Here is a 20,174-nt window from a genome sequence, read left to right on the forward strand (position 1 = left end):
AGGGGACGTCGCGCATGAACTGGGCATGGGCCTCGTCGCTCGACCAAATCTGGCGCTCGCCGGCCTTCCCAATGTGGATGATGCTGGCGGCTGCCGGCTTCTTCGGACTGATCCTCCTGGTCACGCTGCAGCGCGCCGAGCGGTCGGTCGCCAACGGCGCGCTGACCGTTGTTACGCTGCTCGCCATCACCATCGCGATGGCTGCTGTTGTGCGCGTCGATGGACCGGCAGGGCAGACCACCCCGACCGAGGCGCGCGCGCAGGCCGCGATGACCGCGAGCCTGCCGGCGTTGTCCTGTCTCGACGATCTCGCCGGCGATGCCGTGGCCATCGGCTGCGAGAAGGCGCTGTTCGGCGCGCCGGACGTGGCCGCTGCGGCCGTCTCCACGACCGCGGCCAGGATCGACCGGCTGATGGCGCTCGGCGATGCCGCGACCGCCGAGAAGAGCCTGACGCCTGACATCAAGGTGCTGCGCAAATCGCTGGAACGTGATCGCTATGGCTTGGTCGCGCAGGTGCTGGTCGTGCGCGACGGTTGCACGCAGTTCGACTGTGCGGCCTTCCGCTCGCTGACCGACCAGCAGCAGGTCGCCGCCAACATGGATTCCCATCTCTACGACACGCTGGTCGCGCGCTACGCCCCGACCTGGAATGCGCCTGCAGCAGCGCAATCGTTGCCCGCCACTGCCGCCCTTGCCGGACTGCCGCCGTCGATGCCGACGGGCAAGCCGACCAGTGCGGAGTTCCCGAGTGCCTCGTCGACGCCGCCGGTCAGCATCATGAATCCGGAGCCGCCGACGCGTCAGGCGGCGCCCACCGCGAACGCGGCGGCTCCGCGCCCCCCGGCAGCGGCCTCGGCACAGGCCGCAGCTCCCGCCGCGAAGAAGCCGCCTGCGCCGAAGGCTGCGCGGGCACCAGCGGCAGCACCGGTTCCGCTCACGCCGCCGGCCGCGGCTCCCCCGGCTGCGGATAACGAGTAGATCGGCATTCCAAATGCGGGGCTGCCCGGCTAATGCTGGGGCATGCCACTACATCTGATCAAGCTCGCCGTCGGCTGCGAATCCGTCAAGGAATTGAAGGAGTGGACCGCCGAACGGATACAGACCGCCAAGAAGAAGGGTCTGCCGCAACATCACATCCACATCACCCGCATGGTGCCCAAGCGCGACGCCGAGATCCTGTCGGGGGGCTCGCTCTATTGGGTGATCAAGGGCGAGGTCGCCGCGCGCGAAAAGATCATCGGCATCGAGCCGTTCCGCGACAAGGACGGCATCGGACGCTGCCGGATCGTGATGCAGCCGAAGGTGATTCCGGTGTCGCCGCGGCCGATGCGCCCGTTCCAGGGCTGGCGCTACCTTGCCGACGATTCCGTGCCGCCCGATCTCGGCAAGTCCGCCGCCGGCTCGATCGCGGCGATGCCGGAGCCGATGCGGCGCGAGCTGCGCGATCTCGGGCTGCTCTAAACCGCGATATTGTCGATCAGCCGGGTCGTGCCGAGCTTGGCCGCGACCAGGATGCGCAACGGCCCGTCCTTGCGCGAGGCGACAGGCGCCAAAGTCGCTGCATGGCGGACCTCGAAATAGTCGAGCTCAAAGCCGGCCGCGGTGATCATCGCGGCTCCGCGCGCCATTGCGGCCGCGACCGCTTCGCCGGCGCGGATGCGCCCGGCGCTCTCCTTCATCGCGCGGTACAGCGTCGTTGCGGTCTGCCGCTCCCGTGGCGACAAATAGACGTTGCGCGAGGACATCGCGAGCCCGTCGCGCTCGCGCACGGTGCGGGAACCGATCACCTTGACGCCGAGGTCGAGGTCGCGGGCCATCTGCGCCACCACCCGCAACTGCTGAAAATCCTTCTCGCCGAAGATCGCGACATCCGGCCGGCACTGGGTGAACAACTTGCCGACGACGGTGGCGACGCCGCCGAAGAAATGCGGGCGGAAGCGGTCCTCGAGGCCGGCCAGCGCCGGTCCCTCCGGTACGATGCGGGTGGCAAAGCCCTCCGGATACATGGCCTCGGCGCCGGGGTGCCAGACGATGTCGACGTCCTCGGCGGCGAGCTTGGCGATGTCGGATTTCCAGGTGCGCGGGTAGGCGCCAAAGTCCTCGGTCGGGGCGAACTGGGTCGGATTGACGAAGATCGACACCACGACGCGGCTCGCGCGCCGCTTGGCCAGGCGCACCAGCGACACATGACCGTCATGGAGCGCTCCCATGGTCGGGACCAGCGCGATCGTGGCCTTTCGCTTGCGAAGATTGTCGACGGCGCGTCGCAAGGTGGGGACCGTGCGGGCAATCAAGGGGCTGCGTGACATCAGAACTCGACGGGGTTTGGAATCGGCGGGCGCGTCCCGGCGCCCGGCAGGCTAACCTTAACAAGCGGCGACCATGGACGCCACGCATCCGGATGCGGCACAGCATCCCGCGCAAAGCCGCGCAAGAGGTCGCGACATTGTGGGCTGGATCACAGACGCGAAGCGGCGCGGCGATTCATGACGAAGGACGGCGCGCCGCGATTTGTATTGCCTGTCACGCATTTCACTTGACCGCAGACGCGGCCAACTCGAAGATATTCGTTAGGGGTGTTGAGGATCGCGATGCTTGTGCAAGCTAGCCAAGGCCAGTCCGGCTCGGCGCATGTGGTCGTGCTCGGCAACGAGAAGGGCGGCTCCGGCAAGTCGACCACCGCCCTGCACATCGCAGTCGCGCTTTTGAAAGCCGGCCAGCGCGTCGCCACCATCGACCTCGACTGCCGTCAGCAGAGCTTTACTCACTACATCAACAACCGTTCCGCCTGGGCGCGCCGCACCAAGCTCGACCTCGAACTGCCGCTGCATCGCTGCATCAAGCTCGGCGAGACCATGCAGGTCGCCGCGAATGAGAATTCGGAGTTCCTTCAGTTCATGGAGGCGGTCTCGGCGGTCGAGAGCAGTTTCGACTTCATCGTCATCGATACGCCCGGCACCGACAGCTATTTGATGCGGCTTGCGCACTCGATGGCCGACACGCTGGTGACCCCGATCAACGACAGCTTCCTCGATTTCGATGTGCTCGGCACCGTCGATCCCGCCAATTACGCGGTGACAGGCGAAAGCCACTACGCCGAGATGGTGCGGGATGTCAGGCGCAAGCGCCGCCAGCTCGACGGCGCGACCACCGACTGGATCGTGGTGCGCAACCGGCTGTCGATGCTCGGCTCCCGCAACAAGCAGCTCGTTGCCGAGGGGTTGAAGGATTTATCGCTACGGCTCGGCTTCCGCTACGTCGACGGCTTCGCCGAACGCGTCGTCTATCGCGAGTTCTTCCCGCGCGGCCTGACCGCGCTGGACGAGATCGACGAGGCGACGCTGGGCATGCGGCCCAATCTCGGCCATCTCACCGCACGGGAGGAGGTGACGAGCCTGCTCCGCCAGCTCAAGCTTCCGCTCGACGAGCGCGGACGCCGCCGCGCGGCCAACCGCGCTGAGTGGTTCAATCAGGTCGACAAGCCGCTCGAGGTCCACGACATCCTCGGCGCCTAGGCGTCGGTATATAGCTACTTCCAGTCGATCAAGCGGCCGGTTCCCACGGGAACCGAGCCCGCACTCAACCGTTTTCACCCCGCGTTTACTGCAAAATTGAACCCGATCGAGACAGGTTGCGTCGGAAGGTGACGTGCACCCTGACGTAGCCGTATGAGAACCGGGTGCCCAAGAAACGTGTGCGCCGCACAATGAAAGGGCTGATGGTTCACAATATTTAGCCTTCCTGTCACGCGGCTGTGACATATATTAGGGAATAGGCGACCAGGGGCCGAAGAGCTCCGGAAGAACACGATTTTCAACAGGGATTCAGGCCGCAAGAGCCTGAGGCTGAGGACGAAAATGAAGCGTGGAATTGCCGTTCTGGTTTCGGTCAGTGCCCTCTGTGGCGTCGCCTATTTCACGGCGAGCAAGTGGGCAATCAGGCACGAGACCATCACCTTCTACGATGCCTCGCGCGACAACCGTGCGGTGCCCGTCGATATCGCGATCCGTCGTGACAAGGAAATGCAGGCCAATGCCGGCATGATCACGATGCCGGTCGCCGTGATCAACCACGGCAACACCGTCAAGAACACCGAGTACGGCTTCCTCGCCAACATTTTCGCCGCGCGCGGCTACCTCGTCGTCAGCCCGCAGCATGATTTGCCGACCGATCCACCGATGGTGACCAAACCCGGCGAGATCTATGTCGGCCGGCTGCCGCAGATCCTGCGCGGCGTCGCCAACATCCATCTCGCCATGCAGGAGATGAAGAAGGTTCAGCCCAACGCCGACTACGAAAAGGTGACGATGGTCGGCCACTCCATGGGCGGCGACATCACGATGTATTTCGCCAAGCAGTATCCGGATGAGGTCAAGAAGGTCGTCACGCTCGACAATCTTCGCGTGCCCTTCGTCACCGCCGGCAAGTTCAAGATCCTGTCGTTCCGCTCCACCGATCCGCAGTTCAAGGCCGATGCGGGCGTGATCCCGACCGACGAGGAATGCGAGAAGGCCGGCATCCAGGTCGTGAAGACCGAATTCCAGCACAACGACATGCGCGACACCGGTCCGGACGCGGCCAAGAACTCGATCCAGGGCATGCTCGACAAGTTCCTGAGCGCGACCGACAGCGAAGTGGCGCCGGTCGATACGCAATCGTCCCCGCCCAAGATTCTCGAGCCCGGGCCGGTCGCTTTGATGGCGCCTGCCAAGAGCTGACGCCTTCCTCGTCGTCGATAGCGATTTTCAAAGCCTCCGCCGGCTGCCGCCTGCGGGGGCTTTGCACATTGACCTAGCTGCGTGCGCTGACCACATTAGCCGCTCACGAAAGGTCAAGGAATGTCCGGCGAACCCATCAAACCGCGCGGCCGCAATGCCGTCTCGGCACAACCAGATGGCGCTGTGCCGCAGGCGGGGACCTCGACCTCGGAGGACATCGCCGCCTTCGTCGCAAACGCGCGCGCGCTGTCACCGCATGCGCCCGGTGCGAAAGGGCGGCTGATCTTCGCGCTGGATGCGACGATGAGCCGGCAGCCGACCTGGGACATGGCCTGCGCGCTTCAGGCCGACATGTTCCGTGAGACCGCCGCGCTCGGCAGTCTCGACATCCGGCTCGTCTACTATCGCGGCTTCAACGAGTGCCGCGCCACGGGATGGATCTCCGACAGCGCCAGGCTTGCGACGCTGATGGGCAAGATCGATTGCCGTGGCGGCGACACCCAGATCGGCAAGGTGCTGAGCGAGTCGCGGCGCGAGGCGGTCGCATCCGGCGTGCGCGCCGTTGTCTTCGTTGGCGACGCCATGGAGGAGAACGTCGACGAGCTCTGCGCCAAGGCAGGCGAGCTCGGCATGCTCAAGGTGCCTGTGTTCGTATTTCAGGAAGGCCATGACTCAGTGGCCGAGCAGGCCTTTCGCGAGATCGCGCGTCTGACAGGTGGTGCCTGGTGCCGGTTCGATCCGGGCGCGGCGGCGCAGTTGCGCGAGCTGTTGCGCGCAGCCGCCGCCTACGCGGCCGGCGGACGCGAGGCGCTGTTGCAATTGGCGAAGACCGCAAGTGGCGCGGCCAGGCTGATCGGCCAGATGAAGTAGCGCTGGCGCGCGGTCGGCGGGGGCGCAAGGACACGATGGTTTTTGGGGGTAGGGCGACTATATTCCGGCCATGACCCTGATTGCCGGCGCTATCGCTGTTATTACCCTTTATCTGCTGCTCCAGATGTTCCGTTCGGCCAACCCAGCGGTGCTGGCACGCGCGATCAGGTTCGGTGGCGGCGTGGTCGCGCTGGCTGTCGCAGCGTTCACTGGCTTGAAGGGCGAGCTGGTGGTGGCGATCCCGCTCGGGATATTCGGTGCCGGGCTCCTGGGTTGGACACCGATGGCAAACGCCGGCTTCGGCAATATCGGCGGGCTGTTCGGCGGGGGCGCGACGCGCCCGGCCGGTCAGGCCTCGCGCGTGCGCTCGCAATTCCTGGATATGCGGCTCGATCACGATTCCGGCCAGCTCGGAGGCCGGATCGTCGCCGGGCCTCACGCCGGGCGCGATCTCGATGAGTTCGATCTCGCGGCCCTGCTGGCAATGGTCCCGGCGTTCGACGCCGAGAGCGTGGCCCTACTTGAAAGCTATCTGGACCGCCGGTTTCCCGCTTGGCGTCAGAACGCGCAGGGCGACGCGGCAGGGGGGCAGCGCCGCACGGTGGCGAGCGGCAAAATGACGACGGAGGAGGCCTATCAGATCCTTGGCCTGCAGCCGGGGGCGGGGCGTGATGACATCAGCCGGGCTCACAAGTCCCTGATGAAGAAACTGCATCCCGACCAGGGGGGCTCGACGTATCTCGCTGCCCGTGTAAACGAGGCCAAGGATACTCTGCTTCGCACGCATAACGGCTAACTCCGGCACCACGCTACAAACGCTCGTCCCGTGTGAGCTCTGCTTGCTCTGTTTGCCGTCGCCCCGATGCCCGCCATTGTCGGCGTGGTCGATCCCTTGCGTAAAGTTTTAACCGTAAATCCTTGACGAGAGGTTGTCGTGGAACAGCCTCGTCGGCCACCGCGTCCCGAAAATGAAAATGCCCGCGCAAGGCGCGGGCATTTTCATTGGAGCGGTGCGAAAGATTAGTTGCGGACGGTCATGCAGGAGATATCGGCGCGCTTCAGGGTGCGGCAGACGGCTTCGGCCTGGTCGCGGTCGAGCCCGGCGAAGCGGGCGCGGTAGAGCTTGCGATTGTCTTTCGCGACGACCGGCTCGGTGAACGGGTCGGCCTTGCTGAGCAGGCCACGGGCCGAGCTGCGCGCCGCGTCGATGCGCTGCTGGGCTTCGTTCTCGCTCTCGAGCGCGCCGACCTGGACGATCCAGCCGCTGTGGGTGACGACCGGCTTCGTGGTGGCGCTCATGATCGGCTGCAGCGCCGGGTCGGCTGACGCGAGCTTCGCAGCAGCCGGGGCGGGTGCGGCGGCGGTTGCGGCCGGTAAGACGCCGAGGACGCCGTTGCCGGTGCCGAAGCCCGCTGGCTGCCGCGGTAGCTCGGTACGGGCGATCTCGGCCCTCGGAGCTTCCGGTTGGCTGGCGACCTCGGGCTTGTTGATGAGGTCTGCCCGGGCCACGACGGCGCCGGAGGTTTCGGCGACATCGGAACGGGACGCGATCGTGCTCGTGACCTGCGGTGCGATCTGAGCCGGGGCGGCGGAGGCGACCTTCACGGCGCCGGCCTTGACCTGGACGGTCTTGACCCGGACCGGCTTCATCGGCTCGGACGAGCCGGGGATGATCGAGAGCGGCTGGCTCGAGATCACGCCATTCGTGAGCGGCGCAGGCTCGATCCTGGATTCTGTCGGCCGAACTTCAGGCCTGTTGGCTTCAGATCTGGGCTGAGCCGGCGGCACCGCGGCAGTCGCAGCCGCAAGCGTCGACAGGCGCGCGGCGAGACGCGACGGGGCTGCTTCGGGGGCAGCCGCAGCCTGGACCTGCGGAGCGGAGCGGGTCGGGGTATCCGACGCATCGGCGACTTCGGCAGCGGCATCGGAACCGTTGCGCTCGGTGACCGCGGCGACGGTGTGGGTGGTCGCGGCCTTATCGAGGTTCTCCGCGAGCAGGTTGCGCATGATGGCGTCGCGCGAGCCGCCGCTGCGGCCGCCCAGCACCACGCCGATCAGGTGGCGGTTGCCGCGGCGCATCGAGGTCACGAGATTGAAGCCGGAGGCGCGAGTATAGCCGGTCTTGATGCCGTCCACGCCCTCGACATTCCCGAGCAGATGATTGTGGTTCCGGATCGACTGTCCGCGCCAGTTGAAGGTCGAGGTCGCGAAATAGCGATAGTAGCGCGGAAAGCGCTCCTGGATGGCGCGGCCGAGCGTGGCCTGGTCGCGCGCGGTCGTGACCTGCTCGTCGTTGGGAAGGCCGTTGGCGTTGCGGTAAACCGTCCTGGACATGCCGAGCGAACGCGCCTTGCGCGTCATCATCTGGGCGAAGTCGTCCTCGTCGCCGCCAATCGCTTCCGCGATCACAACGGCTGCGTCGTTGGCGGAGCGGGTGACGAGACCCTTGATCGCGTCCTCGACGCGGATGGTCTGGCCGGCACGCAGGTTCAGCTTGGTCGGATCCTGATCGGCGGCGTGCTGTGAGACCGGCATCTCGGTGTCGAGCTTCATCTTCCCGGACTCGAGACGCTCGAACAGCAGATAGAGCGTCATGATCTTGGTCAGCGAGGCCGGATGGCGGATCCCGTCGGGGCTCGTTGCCTGAAGCACGGAGCCGGAATTGCCGTCGACGATGATCGATGCGAATTTCGGGCTGGAACTCTCGGACACATCGCGCTGCACGCGGTGTTGCGCATAGTGACGCCGGTGGCGCCGCGCCTCGGCAGCATCTGTGGTGAAGATGACCGCACTGGTAACCGCAAGAAGCCCAAAAACGCCAACCCGCGCCAAGCGCGAGGAAGACAAGTTTTTACGAAGCATGAAACCCCGTCCCCGTTTCTGACTTGATCACCGGCTCGTGAGGCGAAATTGTGCCCATGGGACCCTGGATCATTACCTGCTCAGGCTGTCCTCCGCAGGTGTTGGCCGCGGGTGACGTTGGGCCTGAGCCGCTGTTCTGGCTAAGGTGATGTTCTCCAACGGCTTTTGGCCGCTTGTGGAAGTAGAACACGTCCAGGGAATCAAGGTAGGGCGCTGCGGTTTCCAAAAGCTTAAGGAACCATTGCGGGAAACCCCGGGAATCGCGGCGAATTTTGTACGTAATTTGTGCGACGCACAAAATTCTTGACTTTTTTGTGCGTTGCACTAATTGTGAGCAGAGTCAGGGAGCCGGGGCTTCCCGACGAGAGCTAGGGAAAAGGATTCCGAATGTTCAAGGTTGAAGACTTTCAAGGCTACGGGAAAGAGCACTTCGAGCAGTACGTCGCCTCCGCGACCTCGATGCAGCACGGCCTTCAGGCGATCGCCAGCGCCTACGGCGACTACACCAAGAAGTCGTTCGAAGACACCAAGTCCTTCGTCGAGAAGCTTTCCGGCGTGAAGTCGCTGGACAAGGCCGTCGAAGCGCAGACCGAATTCGCCCGTTCCGCCTACGAGTCCTTCGTCGCGGAATCGCAGAAGATCGCAGGCCTTTACAGCGACCTCGCCAAGCAGGCGTTCAAGCCGGTCGAGACCATTGTGTCGAAGTTCACTCCGGCCGCCAGCTAACGTTTCCTGACGTCCTGGAATCAAAAGCCCGGCTGCAACAGCCGGGCTTTTTTTGTGTCGCGGCGTGTCGATCTCAGCGCGCCACGCGCAGCTTGGACAGCGACGTGCCGATGTCCTTGAACACCGAGACGGTCTGATCTGCCTTCGTCACCAGATAGAACTTGTCGGTGCCGCTCGCGCAATATTGCAGTACGCTGGACGTCGGATCGCTCCCGGTGTTCACTTGCACCGTATAGATCGTGATGTTCGCCGCCTTGGCGTTGTCGCACAGTTTCTTCTGCCGCGCGTCGATTTGCCAAGCGTTGCCGTACCAGCGGTTCTGCGTGTTGAGACCGTCGGAGAGCAGCACGATCGCGTCCTTGTAGGTGTAGTTGGCGTCTTTGGCCGGCGCGTTCATGGGATCGCCGGTCGACAGCGTCATCCAGCCCCAGGCGAGGCCAATGCCCTGGTTGGTGTTACCGGTGGGCTTCATGGCGTCGATCCGGCTCTTGAGTGAACTCCAGTCGTAGCTCAGCGGCATGATTGGCTGCAGATAGGACGAACTGCCGGTGTCGCAGTAGGAGTACTGTTCAGCCGGGAACTGCGTTCCCGCGTTGCCGCCCGTGGGCGTCGTGTTCTTGGTGTCGTAGTCCTGGTCGCGGTCGACCACGCATCCCGTCCATGTGTTGTGGTTGGCGGACCTGGTACCGCGGGCCGCGTCCCAATCGGTGAAATCGACCCAGTACTTGCTGTAGTTGCTGGCACCGACGTTGACGTCCTTGGCAAACGGAACAATCGAGATGTAGACGTCGCCATCGGTCTTAGCGAGCGGGCTGAGCTGGTCGACGAGGCTCTTCGCGGCGGTCTGCATCGCCGCCATCTTGCCGTCGTCCGCCATCGACCCCGTGTTGTCGAGCACCAAGGCCACGCGCATGCGCACCAGACCCCAGGCGCTGGTGGAATCGGCGCCGACGTCGAGTGTCGGGAAACCTGCGACCTTCATGAAGGTGGTCGTGTAGGTGCCGGTGCCGGTGACCTGGATGGTGGAGCCCATGCTGGTGCTTGCGGTGTAAGTGGCCGCGATGCTGACCGACGGCAGGGCGTTGGTGGCGGTGAACAGGGCGTTGAAATAAGCCTGCGCTTTGGTGCTGATCTGCGACGCTGTGATGGTGCCGGACGACAGATCCTTGGAGACCATCAGCGAGGTCGAATCGAGGGCCGCCTGCATTGCGGAACGAGCCTGGGCCGCGCGACTGTAATCGATTGCAGCTCCGACGAAGCCTAGAACCGGGAGCAGCGCGATAGCGAAGATCACGGCGATATTGCCTTGTTCGGCCGCTGCAAACCGGGAGAGGTGTCGACCAACAATACGGCTGACAAGGGGCAGGCGAGACATGACGATTCCCGGAAATCTGTGACTTTGCCCGTTTTCGCGCCACGCCATTGAAGGCAGGGTAAATGGATCCGTAGAAAACCGGAGATAACCCGCGCGAAGCCGCCGCAGCCGCGTTACCGGCCGGGTTCCTGGTCAACATCTTCTAAACGGGCGGGGCGGAAGCTTTTGTCAAATCAGTCCGGATTGATTAACCTTGGTGAGGATCGCCCGGACCGGGAATCGGGACCGCCATGGCCGCATCGGCCGAGCTGTCGCACGCTTGCGGCGAGCCGGGGGCAGGCCCATATTCTTCGGTGAAGCCGATCCGGCTTGGACCGGACCGGCTGGAAGCGGCGACCCAACAAGGCGGTGCGCCTGTGCGAAGCTCCGAAGGCCGGGGCTGCGCGGCGAACCGCCATACGCTTCTGTGGGGAATTTGAACGCCTGAGCCATGCCGCAACTGTCTTCCAGACCAGATCCGTCCGCGGCCGCCGCCGCCCACGCCCACGCTCCGCTGATGAGCAACGACGAGAACCGTTCGGGCGGTCCCTCCGCGCCAAACACGTCCGTCATCACCAAGGTCAAGCCGAAGACGAAGCGGCCGAACCTGTACCGTGTGCTGATCCTGAACGACGACTACACGCCGATGGAATTCGTCGTTCATGTGCTGGAGAAATTCTTCCAGAAGGACGCCGAGGCCGCAACCAAGATCATGCTGCACGTACATCATCACGGGATCGGGGAGTGTGGCGTGTTCACCTACGAGATCGCCGAGACCAAGGTGACGCAGGTGATGGATTTCGCTCGCAAGCACCAGCATCCGCTGCAATGCGTGATGGAAAAGAAGTAAGACACGGCGCGTTTGAAGGCGGTTCTTGTGCATGTCGCAGTGTGATTGCCGCGTGATGTCTGCGCGCGATGTTCGTTGCAGACGGCAAAACTACGGAATTTCGGACCGGTGCCGATCGTGCCCAAACCGGAACGGGTTTTGCATCGAAAAATACCGCAGCTGTGCAGCCGCCTGAGTCGCGGAACCGGTCTTTCGCCGCGATCTTGTATAACTATATGTGACAAAGGTTGTTGTTGCCTGACCGGGCGATGGCGATCATGATGGTGGGGGCCATAGAGGACGCGAATGCCGACTTTTTCCCAAAGCCTTGAACAATCCCTGCATCGTGCACTGGCGATCGCAAACGAGCGTCATCACCAATACGCGACGCTCGAGCATCTTTTGCTCTCCCTGATCGACGACTCCGATGCAGCCGCCGTCATGCGCGCCTGTAGCGTCGACCTCGACAAGCTCCGTACGAGCCTCGTCAATTATCTTGAGACCGAATTCGAGAACCTGGTGACGGACGGCGCCGACGACGCCAAGCCGACCGCAGGTTTCCAGCGCGTGATCCAGCGCGCGGTGATCCACGTTCAGTCGTCCGGTCGCGAAGAGGTGACCGGCGCCAACGTGCTGATCGCGATCTTTGCCGAGCGCGAGAGTCATGCCGCGTATTTCCTGCAAGAGCAGGACATGACGCGCTACGACGCCGTCAACTACATCAGCCACGGCATCGCGAAGCGACCGGGCGTCTCCGAGGCACGCCCCGTGCGCGGCGTCGACGAAGAGACCGAGACCAAGGGCAGCGACGACGCCAAGAAGAAGGGCGAGGCGCTCGAGACCTATTGCGTCAACCTCAACAAGAAGGCGCGCGACGGCAAGATCGATCCGGTGATCGGACGCAATTCCGAGATCAACCGCGCGATCCAGGTGCTGTGCCGCCGGCAGAAGAACAATCCGCTGTTCGTGGGCGAGGCCGGCGTCGGCAAGACCGCGATCGCGGAGGGCCTGGCCAAGCGCATCGTCGACAGTGAAGTGCCGGAGGTGCTGGCGGCTGCGACCGTGTTCTCGCTCGACATGGGCACGCTGCTCGCCGGTACGCGCTATCGCGGCGACTTCGAGGAACGCCTGAAGCAGGTGCTGAAGGAACTCGAGGCGCATCCCAACGCCATCCTGTTCATCGATGAGATCCACACCGTGATCGGTGCGGGCGCGACGTCGGGCGGGGCGATGGATGCCTCGAACCTGCTCAAGCCCGCGCTCGCTTCCGGCACCATCCGCTGCATGGGCTCGACCACTTACAAGGAATACCGCCAGCACTTCGAGAAGGACCGCGCGCTGGTGCGGCGCTTCCAGAAGATCGACGTCAACGAGCCGACGGTCGAGGACGCGATCGCAATCCTCAAGGGACTCAAGCCGTACTTCGAAGACTACCACCGGCTGAAATACACCAATGAGGCGATCGAGGCTGCGGTGCAGCTCTCTTCGCGCTACATCCACGACCGCAAGCTGCCGGACAAGGCGATCGACGTGATCGACGAATCCGGCGCGGCGCAGATGCTGGTCGCCGAGAACAAGCGCAAGAAGACCATCGGCATCAAGGAGATCGAGACCACGATCGCTTCGATGGCGCGGATCCCGCCGAAGAGCGTGTCGAAGGACGATGCCGAGGTGCTCAAGCATCTCGAGCAGACCCTGAAGCGCACCGTGTTCGGTCAGGACAAGGCGATCGAATCGCTCGCCGCTTCGATCAAGCTGGCGCGAGCCGGCCTGCGCGAGCCGGAGAAGCCGATCGGCTGCTATCTGTTCTCGGGTCCGACCGGCGTCGGCAAGACCGAGGTCGCAAAGCAACTCGCGGCGTCGCTCGGCGTCGAGCTGTTGCGCTTCGACATGTCCGAATACATGGAGCGGCACACCGTGTCGCGCCTGATCGGCGCGCCTCCCGGCTATGTCGGCTTCGATCAGGGCGGCCTGCTCACCGACGGCGTCGACCAGCATCCGCATTGCGTGGTGCTGCTCGACGAGATCGAGAAGGCGCATCCCGATCTCTATAACGTGCTGCTCCAGATCATGGATCACGGCCGGCTCACCGACCACAACGGCAAGCAGGTCAACTTCCGCAACGTGATCCTGATCATGACCACGAATGCGGGCGCGTCCGATCTCGCCAAGCAGGCGTTCGGCTTCACGCGTTCGAAGCGGGAAGGCGACGACCACGAGGCGATCAACCGGCAGTTTGCTCCGGAATTCCGCAACCGTCTTGATGCCGTCGTGTCGTTCGGCCATCTCAGCGTCGAGGTGATCGGTACGGTGGTCGAGAAGTTCGTGCTTCAGCTCGAAGCGCAACTCGGCGATCGCGACGTCACCATCGAGCTGTCCGAGCCCGCCAAGACCTGGCTGGTGAAGCATGGTTACGACGAGCAGATGGGCGCACGTCCCATGGCTCGCGTGATCCAGGAGCACATCAAGAAGCCGCTGGCCGACGAGGTGCTGTTCGGCAAGCTCAAGGGTGGCGGCCATGTCCGCGTCGTTCTGATCAAGGACGAGGCCGACGAGAGCAAGGACAAGATCGGCTTCGAGTTCGTCGAGGGTCCGGTCACGCCGAAGCAGGAGAAGCTCCCGGGTGCCCGCAAGCGCCCGCCGGGCAAGTCCAAGCCCGGTGGCCCCGGCGGCTCGAAGGGGCCGACCAAGAGCCCGCTGGTCAAGGTTTGATCTGCCACGCGATGAATTGAAAAGGCCGGCTGCAGAGCCGGCCTTTTTGTTTGGCGCTGGATGTTGCCTCGTGGCGGGGCCGGGCAGGAACTAGGCTCAGGTAGCCGATCCCGTCGTGCCGACCTTACGTCCCAGCCTCCGGCGCGCGGGGCGGCCGAGGCTTTTTCGGAGCGCGCGGCGCTGCGTGCGGGACAGAGGGCTGCATGGTTACGATAACCGGATTCGGCTTGTGATCGGTTGCCGCCCCGGTCGCTGCATCGACGCCCATGCCGACGACGCCGCCGAGCAAGAGATTGCCCGCAAAGCCGGCGGCTCCGCCGGTCTGTATGTCTCGGCTGAGCGGAACGACCTGCGGTTCATAGCCTTCCTTCTGGAAGGCAATCGAGATGTCGGCGCTGCGTTTGACGACCACTGAGCAGGGCGTGGTGCAGGTGGTTGGAACTTCCATTCCGCTGACAATTGCTTCCACGCCTGACGGTGTTGATGAGATGCTGATATTTTCGGTCGTGCCGCGCGTGACAGACGCGCAGCCGCCCAGCATGACGCTGAGCGCCACAATTCCAAATGATCGCATGAAGTGCCCCTTATTCCCCGACGCCATTGAAGCGCAACCACAGCGGGAGGGCAATACGTCATTGGTTCAGATAGTTAAGCTACGCACCGGTTGTGTATAGGAAGGGTGGTAGCGTGCGCGTGGGCTCGGCTAGTCACCGCGCAGGCGCTGGTCGTCCTGCACACGAACATGCTCGGCGCCGCGCGCGCCCGCGGGCGACAGCCGCAACATGCTCAGCGCCGCGCCGCAGAGCGCGAAGCCGACGCCGGTCAGCAACGCGATCCTGGTTCCCTCGATCGGATAGCGGCCGAGGAACAGCGCGACCAGCGCTGCGCCGGTGGTCTGCCCAAGCAGCCGCGCCGTCCCCAGCATGCCGCTGGCGCCGCCGGCACGCTCGCGCGGGGCGGCTGCGATCATGGTGCGGTTGTTGGGGGTCTGGAACAGGCCGAAGCCGGCGCCGGCCAGCGCCATCCGCCAGATCACGTCGAGCGGCGTGGGCGCCGCCGGCAGCAAGGCGAGCGCAGCGAGGCCGCAGGCGAACAGCGTGAGGCCGATGCCGCCGAGCAGGCCTGCCGGATAATGCTCGACCAGGCGACCGGCGAGGGGTGCTGCGAACGCGACCGCGATCGGCCAAGGCGTGATCAGGAGCCCCATATGCACCGCCGAATAGCCGAAGCGGCTTTGGAGGTAGAAGGGGATCGCGACGAAGGCCAGCATTTGCCCGCAGAACGAGGCGATCGAGGTTGCAATCGACAGCGCGAACACCGGGATGCGCAACAGGTCGATCGGCAGCAGCGGCGAGGCCATGTGGGTCTCGCGGTAGATCAGCAGTGCGCCGGCGACGAGCGCGATGGCGAACTGCACGAGGCAGGTGATCGCCGCTTCGCCATGACCGACGCTATCGACGGCCGCGATGCCGACGCCGAAAGTGATCGCGGACAACCCCGCGCTCTGCCAGTCGAAGGAATGGCTCGCAGGCCTGGTGTGCGGCAGGCTGCGCAGGCCAAGCACCAATGTCACCACGCCGAGCGGGACGTTGATGGCGAACAGCCAGGGCCAGCTGCCGAACGCGAGGATGCCGGCGGCGAGCGTCGGGCCGACCGCGGCCGAGAAGGCGACGACGAGGGCGTTGAGCCCGATGCCGCGGCCGAGTTGGCTGCGGGGGTAAGTGAAGCGCACCAGCGCCGCGTTGACGCTCATGATGCCGGCCGCGCCGAACCCCTGCACGATGCGTGCAATCGTGAGGAGCGGCAGCGTGTGCGCCAGCGCGCAGAATGCGGAGGCAAGCGTGAACAGCACCAGCCCGACCAGATAGACGCGGCGATAGCCGACGATCTCGCCGAGCGAAGCCAGCGGCAGCAGCGAGATCGTGATCGCGAGCTGGTAGCCGTTGACGATCCAGATCGAGAACGCCGGGCTTGCATCGAGGTCGGCCGCGATCGTCGGCAGCGCGACGTTGGCGATGGCGCTGTCGACCACTGCCATGATGATGCCGAGCGCAATCGTCAGGACCGCCTGGCCACGCTGCGGCTGCGGCAGGCCGTCGGCGTGCTCCATGGGGGCTGGCGACATGATGGCGGCGGGCTTGATTCGAGCCGTGGTTCGTCTCCGGATTAGGAAATTGCGAGATGCATCGCAACCCGGCAGGATAAGGGCGGTTCCTGCGCCGGGCGCGGGTCTCCCGGCACCGCGGGCATGGGTCCGCACAGCCCTCGCGGCTCACCAGCGCGAGATCGACTTCCCGAAAACATAGAGCGCGACGAGCCCAACCGTCACCGCGGTCGAGACGATCCGGATGGTGCGGTCCCAATCGATCCCGCTCCGCTCGGCGCGGTTGAGATTGAGAGCGGTGAACAGAGCCTTCATCGCAAATCGGCGCATCGGGAGCGAACGATGCCACTGTCGGCGCAGTCCGGCTTGATGCAGCTCAAGCCGGACTGCGCCGCGCGCGGTCGCTACACCGGCGGCGGGTTGCGGTCGGTGAAGGCCGTGCGCTGGTGCCAGTAAGGATAGGGCAGCGTCACCTTGCTCGCCGTATCGAGCTTGGCGATCTGGTCCTTGGTCAACGACCAGCCGACCGCGCCGAGATTTTCGCGCAGCTGCGTCTCGTTGCGCGCGCCGATAATCAGCGTCGAGACGGTCGGACGCTGTAGCAGCCAGTTCAGCGCGATCTGCGAGACGCTCTTGCCCGTTTCCTTGGCGACCTCGTCGATCGCATCGACGACGCGGTAGACGTGCTCGTCCGGCACGGGTGGGCCGAACGCGGCCGTTTTGGGCAAGCGGCTTACGTCAGGCTTTGGCTGCCCGCGGCGGATCTTTCCGGTGAGGCGTCCCCATCCGAGCGGCGACCAGACCACCGCGCCGAGGCCCTGGTCGAGGCCGAGCGGCATCAGCTCCCATTCGTAGTCGCGCCCGATCAGTGAATAATAGGTCTGGTTGGCGACGTAGCGCGGGAAGCCATGTTTGTCGGCAACGCCAAGCGATTTCATCAGGTGCCAGCCCGAAAAGTTCGACACGCCGACGTAGCGGATCTTGCCGGCGCGCACGAGCACGTCGAGCGTGCTAAGCACCTCCTCAGGAGGGGTTAAGGCGTCGAAGCCGTGAAGCTGGAACAGGTCGATGTAATCGGTGCCGAGCCGGCTCAGCGAAGCATCGATGGCTGTGAGCAGATGCTGCCGCGACGACCCGATGTCGTTGGGGCCGTCGCCGAAGCGGAACGTCGCCTTGGTCGAGACCAAAACCTTGTCGCGGCGGCCCTTGATGGCTTCGCCGAGAACGCGCTCGGATTCGCCGAGCGAATAGACGTTCGCGGTGTCGAACATCGACACGCCGGCATCGAGACAGATATCCAGAAGGCGCCGCGCTTCGGTCGCGTCAGTCGTGCCCCATGCAGCGAGGCGGCCAACGCCGCCGAAGGTACCGGTCCCAAGACTCAAGGCGGGTACCATCAGGCCCGAGCGGCCCAAGCGTCGGTATTCCATCGATTTGCTCCTCGGCTGGCCGCTGATTGATCCCCGCGGCCTGGTGCCGATGGTAGAGCAAGCACGCGCAGTGTCCTATTGCGTGCTCACATAGCGGCTCTGCTGGGGCCGCACGCGTTACGCCACGATTGTCCCCTTCAAATTCGCAGCCGTGATCTTCGCGCGCAGCCAGGCTTCGAACGCGTCGACATGGCTGCGGCCTTTGGCCTCGGAGGACCGCACCAGATAATAAGACACGGTCTCGACCTCGAATTGGGGCTGATGGAACGGCGCGACTAGGGTGCCCTTTTCCAGCTCGTCGGCGGCGAGAATCTCGCTCTCCAGGACGACGCCGAGACCTTCGACAGCGGCGTCGATGGCCATGGTGGATCGATCGAACCACAATTCGTGGCGTGCCTTGATCGTCGTGCCGACGACCTTTCGCAGATAGTCGGTCCAGGTCAGCGCGTTCGACGAATGAATCAAGGTGGCCCGGGCAAGATCGCCGGGCTCGTGAAGTCCGAGTTGCTCGATCAGAAGCGGGCTACAGAGCGGACGCAGACGCTCAGCCAGGAGCGGCTCGATCTGCCGGTCGTTGAGGACGGGCGGGCGTCCATAGGCGATGGCGAGATCGAAGCGAATGGTATCGAGCTCGCGCAAGTCGGCGATAGTTGACAGCCTGATCCCGATCTCCGGATGCTCGCCGATGAAATTCCCGATCCGCGGCTGAAGCCATTTGGCGGCAAAGCTCGGGCCGCTCGCGATGAACAGATGATTGCGCTGCGACTGCGGCGCGACCAGCCGCGTCGCGCCCATGATCATTCCAAATGCGCGCTCAATCTCGGCGGCATAGACGCGACCGGCATTGGTGAGCACCGCGCGGCCGGCGTGCCGCGAAAAAACACGAACGCCGAGGAAGTCCTCGAGCTTCTGGATGTGGTGGCTGATCGCGGAGGGCGTAACCCCGAGCTCCTCTGCGGCGCGGCTGAAGCTGCCGTGGCGCGAAGCGGCTTCGAATGCCGACAGTGCCTTGAGCGGCGGCATTCTCGACCGCGGTGTTGACTCCGCCTCAACGGCTGCTGAGTTTTTTGAACTGGCGCCCATCATGTCTGCCCCGTACGAATTTATCTGTTGCTCAGGCAATTCTTGTACCGCAAACGCCCTGAAGCAACAGCTTCGTGCCCCAAAAGACCGACCCGACAACGGCGAGTGCATCGCCACACCGCACGGCTGTGCGGCGGATGCCGCTTGCCCGAGGAGAACCCATGACTTCAGCGCTGAAACAGGCCGCCGACGAATTCCTCGTCCGCTATGGCGGAGACGCATTTCCGAACCTCTTCACTTCGGCGAAGGGGACGATCGTGACCGACAGCGACGGGCGCGACTATCTCGATTTCACCTCGGGCCAGATGTGCGCCACCATCGGCCACAACCATCCAGCCATCGTCGCGGCGGTGGAGAAGGCGGGAAAGAAGGCCTTCCATCTCTTCAGCGGGATGATCCCCGAAGTGGTCGCCGAGCTCGCCCAGGTGCTGGCGAGGGATTGGCTGCCCGGCGATCTCAAACGCTCGATCTTCATCAATACCGGTTCGGAAGCAACCGAAGTCGCGCTCCGGATGGCCAAGATGTACACGGGCGGCTACGAGGTGCTCGTTCTCGGCGGCTCGTGGCACGGCATCACCGGCGGAGCGGCCTCGGTCTCGATGGCGAGCGACCGCAAGGGATATGGCGTGCCGCCGCCCGGCGTGTTCGTCATCCCGGAGCCGAACGCCTACCGGCCCTACATCTCGAAGGGCAGCGATGACGAGTCTGCGCTCGCCAATCTCGAACTCGCCCTGAAAATGTTCGACATGCAGTCGAGCGGGAGGGGTGCTGCGATCATCGCGGAGCCCGTGATCAGCGCCGGCGGCGTGCTGGTGCCGCCGAAGGCGTTCATGGAGGCCCTGCGAAAGGCGGCTGATGAGCGCGGCATGCTGCTGATCTTCGACGAGGCCCAGACTGCTTTCGGGCGTATCGGAAAGAAGACCGGATCCGAATATTTCGGGGTCGTTCCGGACATCATGACTATGTCGAAGACGCTCGGCGGTGGGCTTCCGCTTGCGGCGGTGTCGACCACCGAGGCGATCGAGAGCAAGCTCCACGAGGATCACTTTACCTATTACACCAGCCACGTGTCCGATCCCTTGCTTGCCGAGGTCGGGCTCGCGGTGCTGCGCGTGATCACTGAGGAGAAACTTGTCGCACGCGCCAACGAGATGGGAGCCTACCTGCGAGGCCGGTTCGAAGGGCTCCAGCAGAAATACGAGCAGATCGGCGACATCAGAGGCATGGGCCTTCTGCTTGGCGTCGAGCTGGTCAGCGATCGCAACAGCCGACGCCCAGCCCACCAGCTTGGCGGCCTCACCACGAAGAAGTGCTTCGAGTACGGGCTGAGCATGAACATCCGCCGCCGCCCCGAGCGCGGATCGGTGTGGCGTATCGCGCCGCCGTTGACCGTCTCGACCGAGGAGATCGACCGCGCTGTTGAGATCCTTGATCGGGCTTTGAGAGAAAGTCTCGACGAGCTGTCGCGAAATCCCACTGCTTAG

18 protein-coding genes are annotated in these 20,174 nt (G+C 64.4%); 10 read left to right on the forward strand and 8 right to left on the reverse strand.

Going from position 1 to position 20,174, the window contains the following annotated elements:
* Positions 1–14 precede the first annotated feature (14 nt).
* Positions 15–980, forward strand: coding sequence for a hypothetical protein (locus tag ABIB91_RS02835; protein ID WP_007603228.1), 966 nt, complete (start codon positions 15–17; stop codon positions 978–980).
* Between the two features lie 42 nt (positions 981–1,022).
* Positions 1,023–1,463 carry a DUF1489 family protein gene (locus tag ABIB91_RS02840; RefSeq protein ID WP_085395609.1) on the forward strand — a complete coding sequence of 147 codons (441 nt, stop codon included), beginning with the start codon at positions 1,023–1,025 and terminating at the stop codon, positions 1,461–1,463.
* Here ABIB91_RS02840 and panC read toward each other — a convergent pair.
* Positions 1,460–2,311: a pantoate--beta-alanine ligase gene (gene panC / locus ABIB91_RS02845; RefSeq protein ID WP_354158436.1), complete on the reverse strand. Its 852-nt coding sequence runs from the start codon at positions 2,309–2,311 to the stop codon at positions 1,460–1,462. The two genes, ABIB91_RS02840 and panC, sit on opposite strands and share 4 nt — an antisense overlap.
* 282 nt (positions 2,312–2,593) lie before the next feature.
* On the opposite strand from panC, the gene ABIB91_RS02850 reads away from it, so the two are divergent.
* The 4 genes from ABIB91_RS02850 to ABIB91_RS02865 all read left to right on the forward strand — a co-directional run bounded on the left by ABIB91_RS02850 (position 2,594) and on the right by ABIB91_RS02865 (position 6,386).
* A complete protein-coding gene (locus ABIB91_RS02850; RefSeq protein WP_354158434.1) occupies positions 2,594–3,517 on the forward strand; it encodes a division plane positioning ATPase MipZ in 924 nt (307 codons plus the stop codon).
* Between the two features lie 342 nt (positions 3,518–3,859).
* Positions 3,860–4,720, forward strand: a complete 861-nt coding sequence (locus tag ABIB91_RS02855; protein ID WP_007603233.1) for an alpha/beta fold hydrolase — start codon at positions 3,860–3,862, stop codon at positions 4,718–4,720.
* A 120-nt stretch (positions 4,721–4,840) separates the two neighbouring features.
* The gene (locus ABIB91_RS02860; protein WP_354158431.1) at positions 4,841–5,590 is read left to right on the forward strand and encodes a vWA domain-containing protein; all 750 of its coding nucleotides are present in this window, start codon (positions 4,841–4,843) and stop codon (positions 5,588–5,590) included.
* 70 nt (positions 5,591–5,660) lie between these two features.
* Positions 5,661–6,386, forward strand: coding sequence for a DnaJ domain-containing protein (locus ABIB91_RS02865; RefSeq protein WP_354158429.1), 726 nt, complete (start codon positions 5,661–5,663; stop codon positions 6,384–6,386).
* 224 nt (positions 6,387–6,610) lie between these two features.
* Here the strand turns inward: ABIB91_RS02865 and ABIB91_RS02870 are convergent, their stop codons facing one another.
* The gene (locus tag ABIB91_RS02870) at positions 6,611–8,452 is read right to left on the reverse strand and encodes a serine hydrolase (protein ID WP_354158427.1); all 1,842 of its coding nucleotides are present in this window, start codon (positions 8,450–8,452) and stop codon (positions 6,611–6,613) included.
* Between the two features lie 387 nt (positions 8,453–8,839).
* Between ABIB91_RS02870 and ABIB91_RS02875 the strand changes: the two genes are divergently transcribed.
* Complete coding sequence (locus tag ABIB91_RS02875; RefSeq protein ID WP_007603238.1) at positions 8,840–9,178, forward strand: phasin family protein; 339 nt, start codon at positions 8,840–8,842, stop codon at positions 9,176–9,178.
* A gap of 73 nt (positions 9,179–9,251) precedes the next feature.
* Here ABIB91_RS02875 and ABIB91_RS02880 read toward each other — a convergent pair whose 3' ends face one another.
* On the reverse strand, positions 9,252–10,553 hold the full coding sequence (locus ABIB91_RS02880; protein ID WP_007603239.1) for a vWA domain-containing protein: 1,302 nt from the start codon (positions 10,551–10,553) through the stop codon (positions 9,252–9,254).
* A gap of 496 nt (positions 10,554–11,049) precedes the next feature.
* Between ABIB91_RS02880 and clpS the strand changes: the two genes are divergently transcribed.
* Together clpS and clpA are read left to right on the forward strand one after the other, a co-directional pair.
* Entirely contained in the window at positions 11,050–11,382 is a 333-nt protein-coding gene (clpS, locus tag ABIB91_RS02885; protein WP_018455182.1) for an ATP-dependent Clp protease adapter ClpS, read from the forward strand.
* A 285-nt stretch (positions 11,383–11,667) separates the two neighbouring features.
* A complete protein-coding gene (clpA, locus tag ABIB91_RS02890) occupies positions 11,668–14,073 on the forward strand; it encodes an ATP-dependent Clp protease ATP-binding subunit ClpA (RefSeq protein ID WP_007603241.1) in 2,406 nt (801 codons plus the stop codon).
* 124 nt (positions 14,074–14,197) lie between these two features.
* Here the strand turns inward: clpA and ABIB91_RS02895 are convergent, their stop codons facing one another.
* From ABIB91_RS02895 to ABIB91_RS02915, 5 genes are all read right to left on the reverse strand, one after another.
* The gene (locus tag ABIB91_RS02895; RefSeq protein ID WP_219684912.1) at positions 14,198–14,647 is read right to left on the reverse strand and encodes a PEGA domain-containing protein; all 450 of its coding nucleotides are present in this window, start codon (positions 14,645–14,647) and stop codon (positions 14,198–14,200) included.
* Between the two features lie 129 nt (positions 14,648–14,776).
* Positions 14,777–16,198, reverse strand: coding sequence for an MFS transporter (locus ABIB91_RS02900; RefSeq protein WP_051058504.1), 1,422 nt, complete (start codon positions 16,196–16,198; stop codon positions 14,777–14,779).
* A gap of 147 nt (positions 16,199–16,345) precedes the next feature.
* On the reverse strand, positions 16,346–16,492 hold the full coding sequence (locus ABIB91_RS02905) for a hypothetical protein (protein WP_354158423.1): 147 nt from the start codon (positions 16,490–16,492) through the stop codon (positions 16,346–16,348).
* Between the two features lie 89 nt (positions 16,493–16,581).
* A complete protein-coding gene (locus ABIB91_RS02910; protein WP_354158421.1) occupies positions 16,582–17,607 on the reverse strand; it encodes an aldo/keto reductase in 1,026 nt (341 codons plus the stop codon).
* A 117-nt stretch (positions 17,608–17,724) separates the two neighbouring features.
* The gene (locus ABIB91_RS02915; protein ID WP_219684915.1) at positions 17,725–18,630 is read right to left on the reverse strand and encodes a LysR substrate-binding domain-containing protein; all 906 of its coding nucleotides are present in this window, start codon (positions 18,628–18,630) and stop codon (positions 17,725–17,727) included.
* Positions 18,631–18,851: 221 nt separating this feature from the next.
* Here ABIB91_RS02915 and ABIB91_RS02920 point away from each other — a divergent pair, with 221 nt between their 5' ends.
* Positions 18,852–20,174, forward strand: coding sequence for an aspartate aminotransferase family protein (locus ABIB91_RS02920; RefSeq protein WP_354158419.1), 1,323 nt, complete (start codon positions 18,852–18,854; stop codon positions 20,172–20,174).

This window comes from Bradyrhizobium sp. JR4.3 (assembly GCF_040547695.1).
Taxonomy (GTDB): Bacteria; Pseudomonadota; Alphaproteobacteria; order Rhizobiales; family Xanthobacteraceae; genus Bradyrhizobium; species Bradyrhizobium canariense.

Bases quoted from the DNA above. Each gene is read 5' to 3' on its own strand.
- clpS (WP_018455182.1), top strand. From the start codon at position 11,050: ATGAGCAACGACGAGAACCGTTCGGGCGGTCCCTCCGCGCCAAACACG.
- ABIB91_RS02905 (WP_354158423.1), bottom strand. From the start codon at position 16,492: ATGAAGGCTCTGTTCACCGCTCTCAATCTCAACCGCGCCGAGCGGAGC.
- ABIB91_RS02875 (WP_007603238.1), top strand. From the start codon at position 8,840: ATGTTCAAGGTTGAAGACTTTCAAGGCTACGGGAAAGAGCACTTCGAG.
- ABIB91_RS02850 (WP_354158434.1), top strand. From the start codon at position 2,594: ATGCTTGTGCAAGCTAGCCAAGGCCAGTCCGGCTCGGCGCATGTGGTC.
- ABIB91_RS02910 (WP_354158421.1), bottom strand. From the start codon at position 17,607: ATGGAATACCGACGCTTGGGCCGCTCGGGCCTGATGGTACCCGCCTTG.
- ABIB91_RS02915 (WP_219684915.1), bottom strand. From the start codon at position 18,630: ATGCCGCCGCTCAAGGCACTGTCGGCATTCGAAGCCGCTTCGCGCCAC.
- ABIB91_RS02900 (WP_051058504.1), bottom strand. From the start codon at position 16,198: ATGTCGCCAGCCCCCATGGAGCACGCCGACGGCCTGCCGCAGCCGCAG.
- ABIB91_RS02870 (WP_354158427.1), bottom strand. From the start codon at position 8,452: ATGCTTCGTAAAAACTTGTCTTCCTCGCGCTTGGCGCGGGTTGGCGTT.
- ABIB91_RS02895 (WP_219684912.1), bottom strand. From the start codon at position 14,647: ATGCGATCATTTGGAATTGTGGCGCTCAGCGTCATGCTGGGCGGCTGC.
- ABIB91_RS02865 (WP_354158429.1), top strand. From the start codon at position 5,661: ATGACCCTGATTGCCGGCGCTATCGCTGTTATTACCCTTTATCTGCTG.
- ABIB91_RS02835 (WP_007603228.1), top strand. From the start codon at position 15: ATGAACTGGGCATGGGCCTCGTCGCTCGACCAAATCTGGCGCTCGCCG.
- ABIB91_RS02860 (WP_354158431.1), top strand. From the start codon at position 4,841: ATGTCCGGCGAACCCATCAAACCGCGCGGCCGCAATGCCGTCTCGGCA.
- ABIB91_RS02880 (WP_007603239.1), bottom strand. From the start codon at position 10,553: ATGTCTCGCCTGCCCCTTGTCAGCCGTATTGTTGGTCGACACCTCTCC.
- ABIB91_RS02920 (WP_354158419.1), top strand. From the start codon at position 18,852: ATGACTTCAGCGCTGAAACAGGCCGCCGACGAATTCCTCGTCCGCTAT.
- clpA (WP_007603241.1), top strand. From the start codon at position 11,668: ATGCCGACTTTTTCCCAAAGCCTTGAACAATCCCTGCATCGTGCACTG.
- panC (WP_354158436.1), bottom strand. From the start codon at position 2,311: ATGTCACGCAGCCCCTTGATTGCCCGCACGGTCCCCACCTTGCGACGC.
- ABIB91_RS02855 (WP_007603233.1), top strand. From the start codon at position 3,860: ATGAAGCGTGGAATTGCCGTTCTGGTTTCGGTCAGTGCCCTCTGTGGC.
- ABIB91_RS02840 (WP_085395609.1), top strand. From the start codon at position 1,023: ATGCCACTACATCTGATCAAGCTCGCCGTCGGCTGCGAATCCGTCAAG.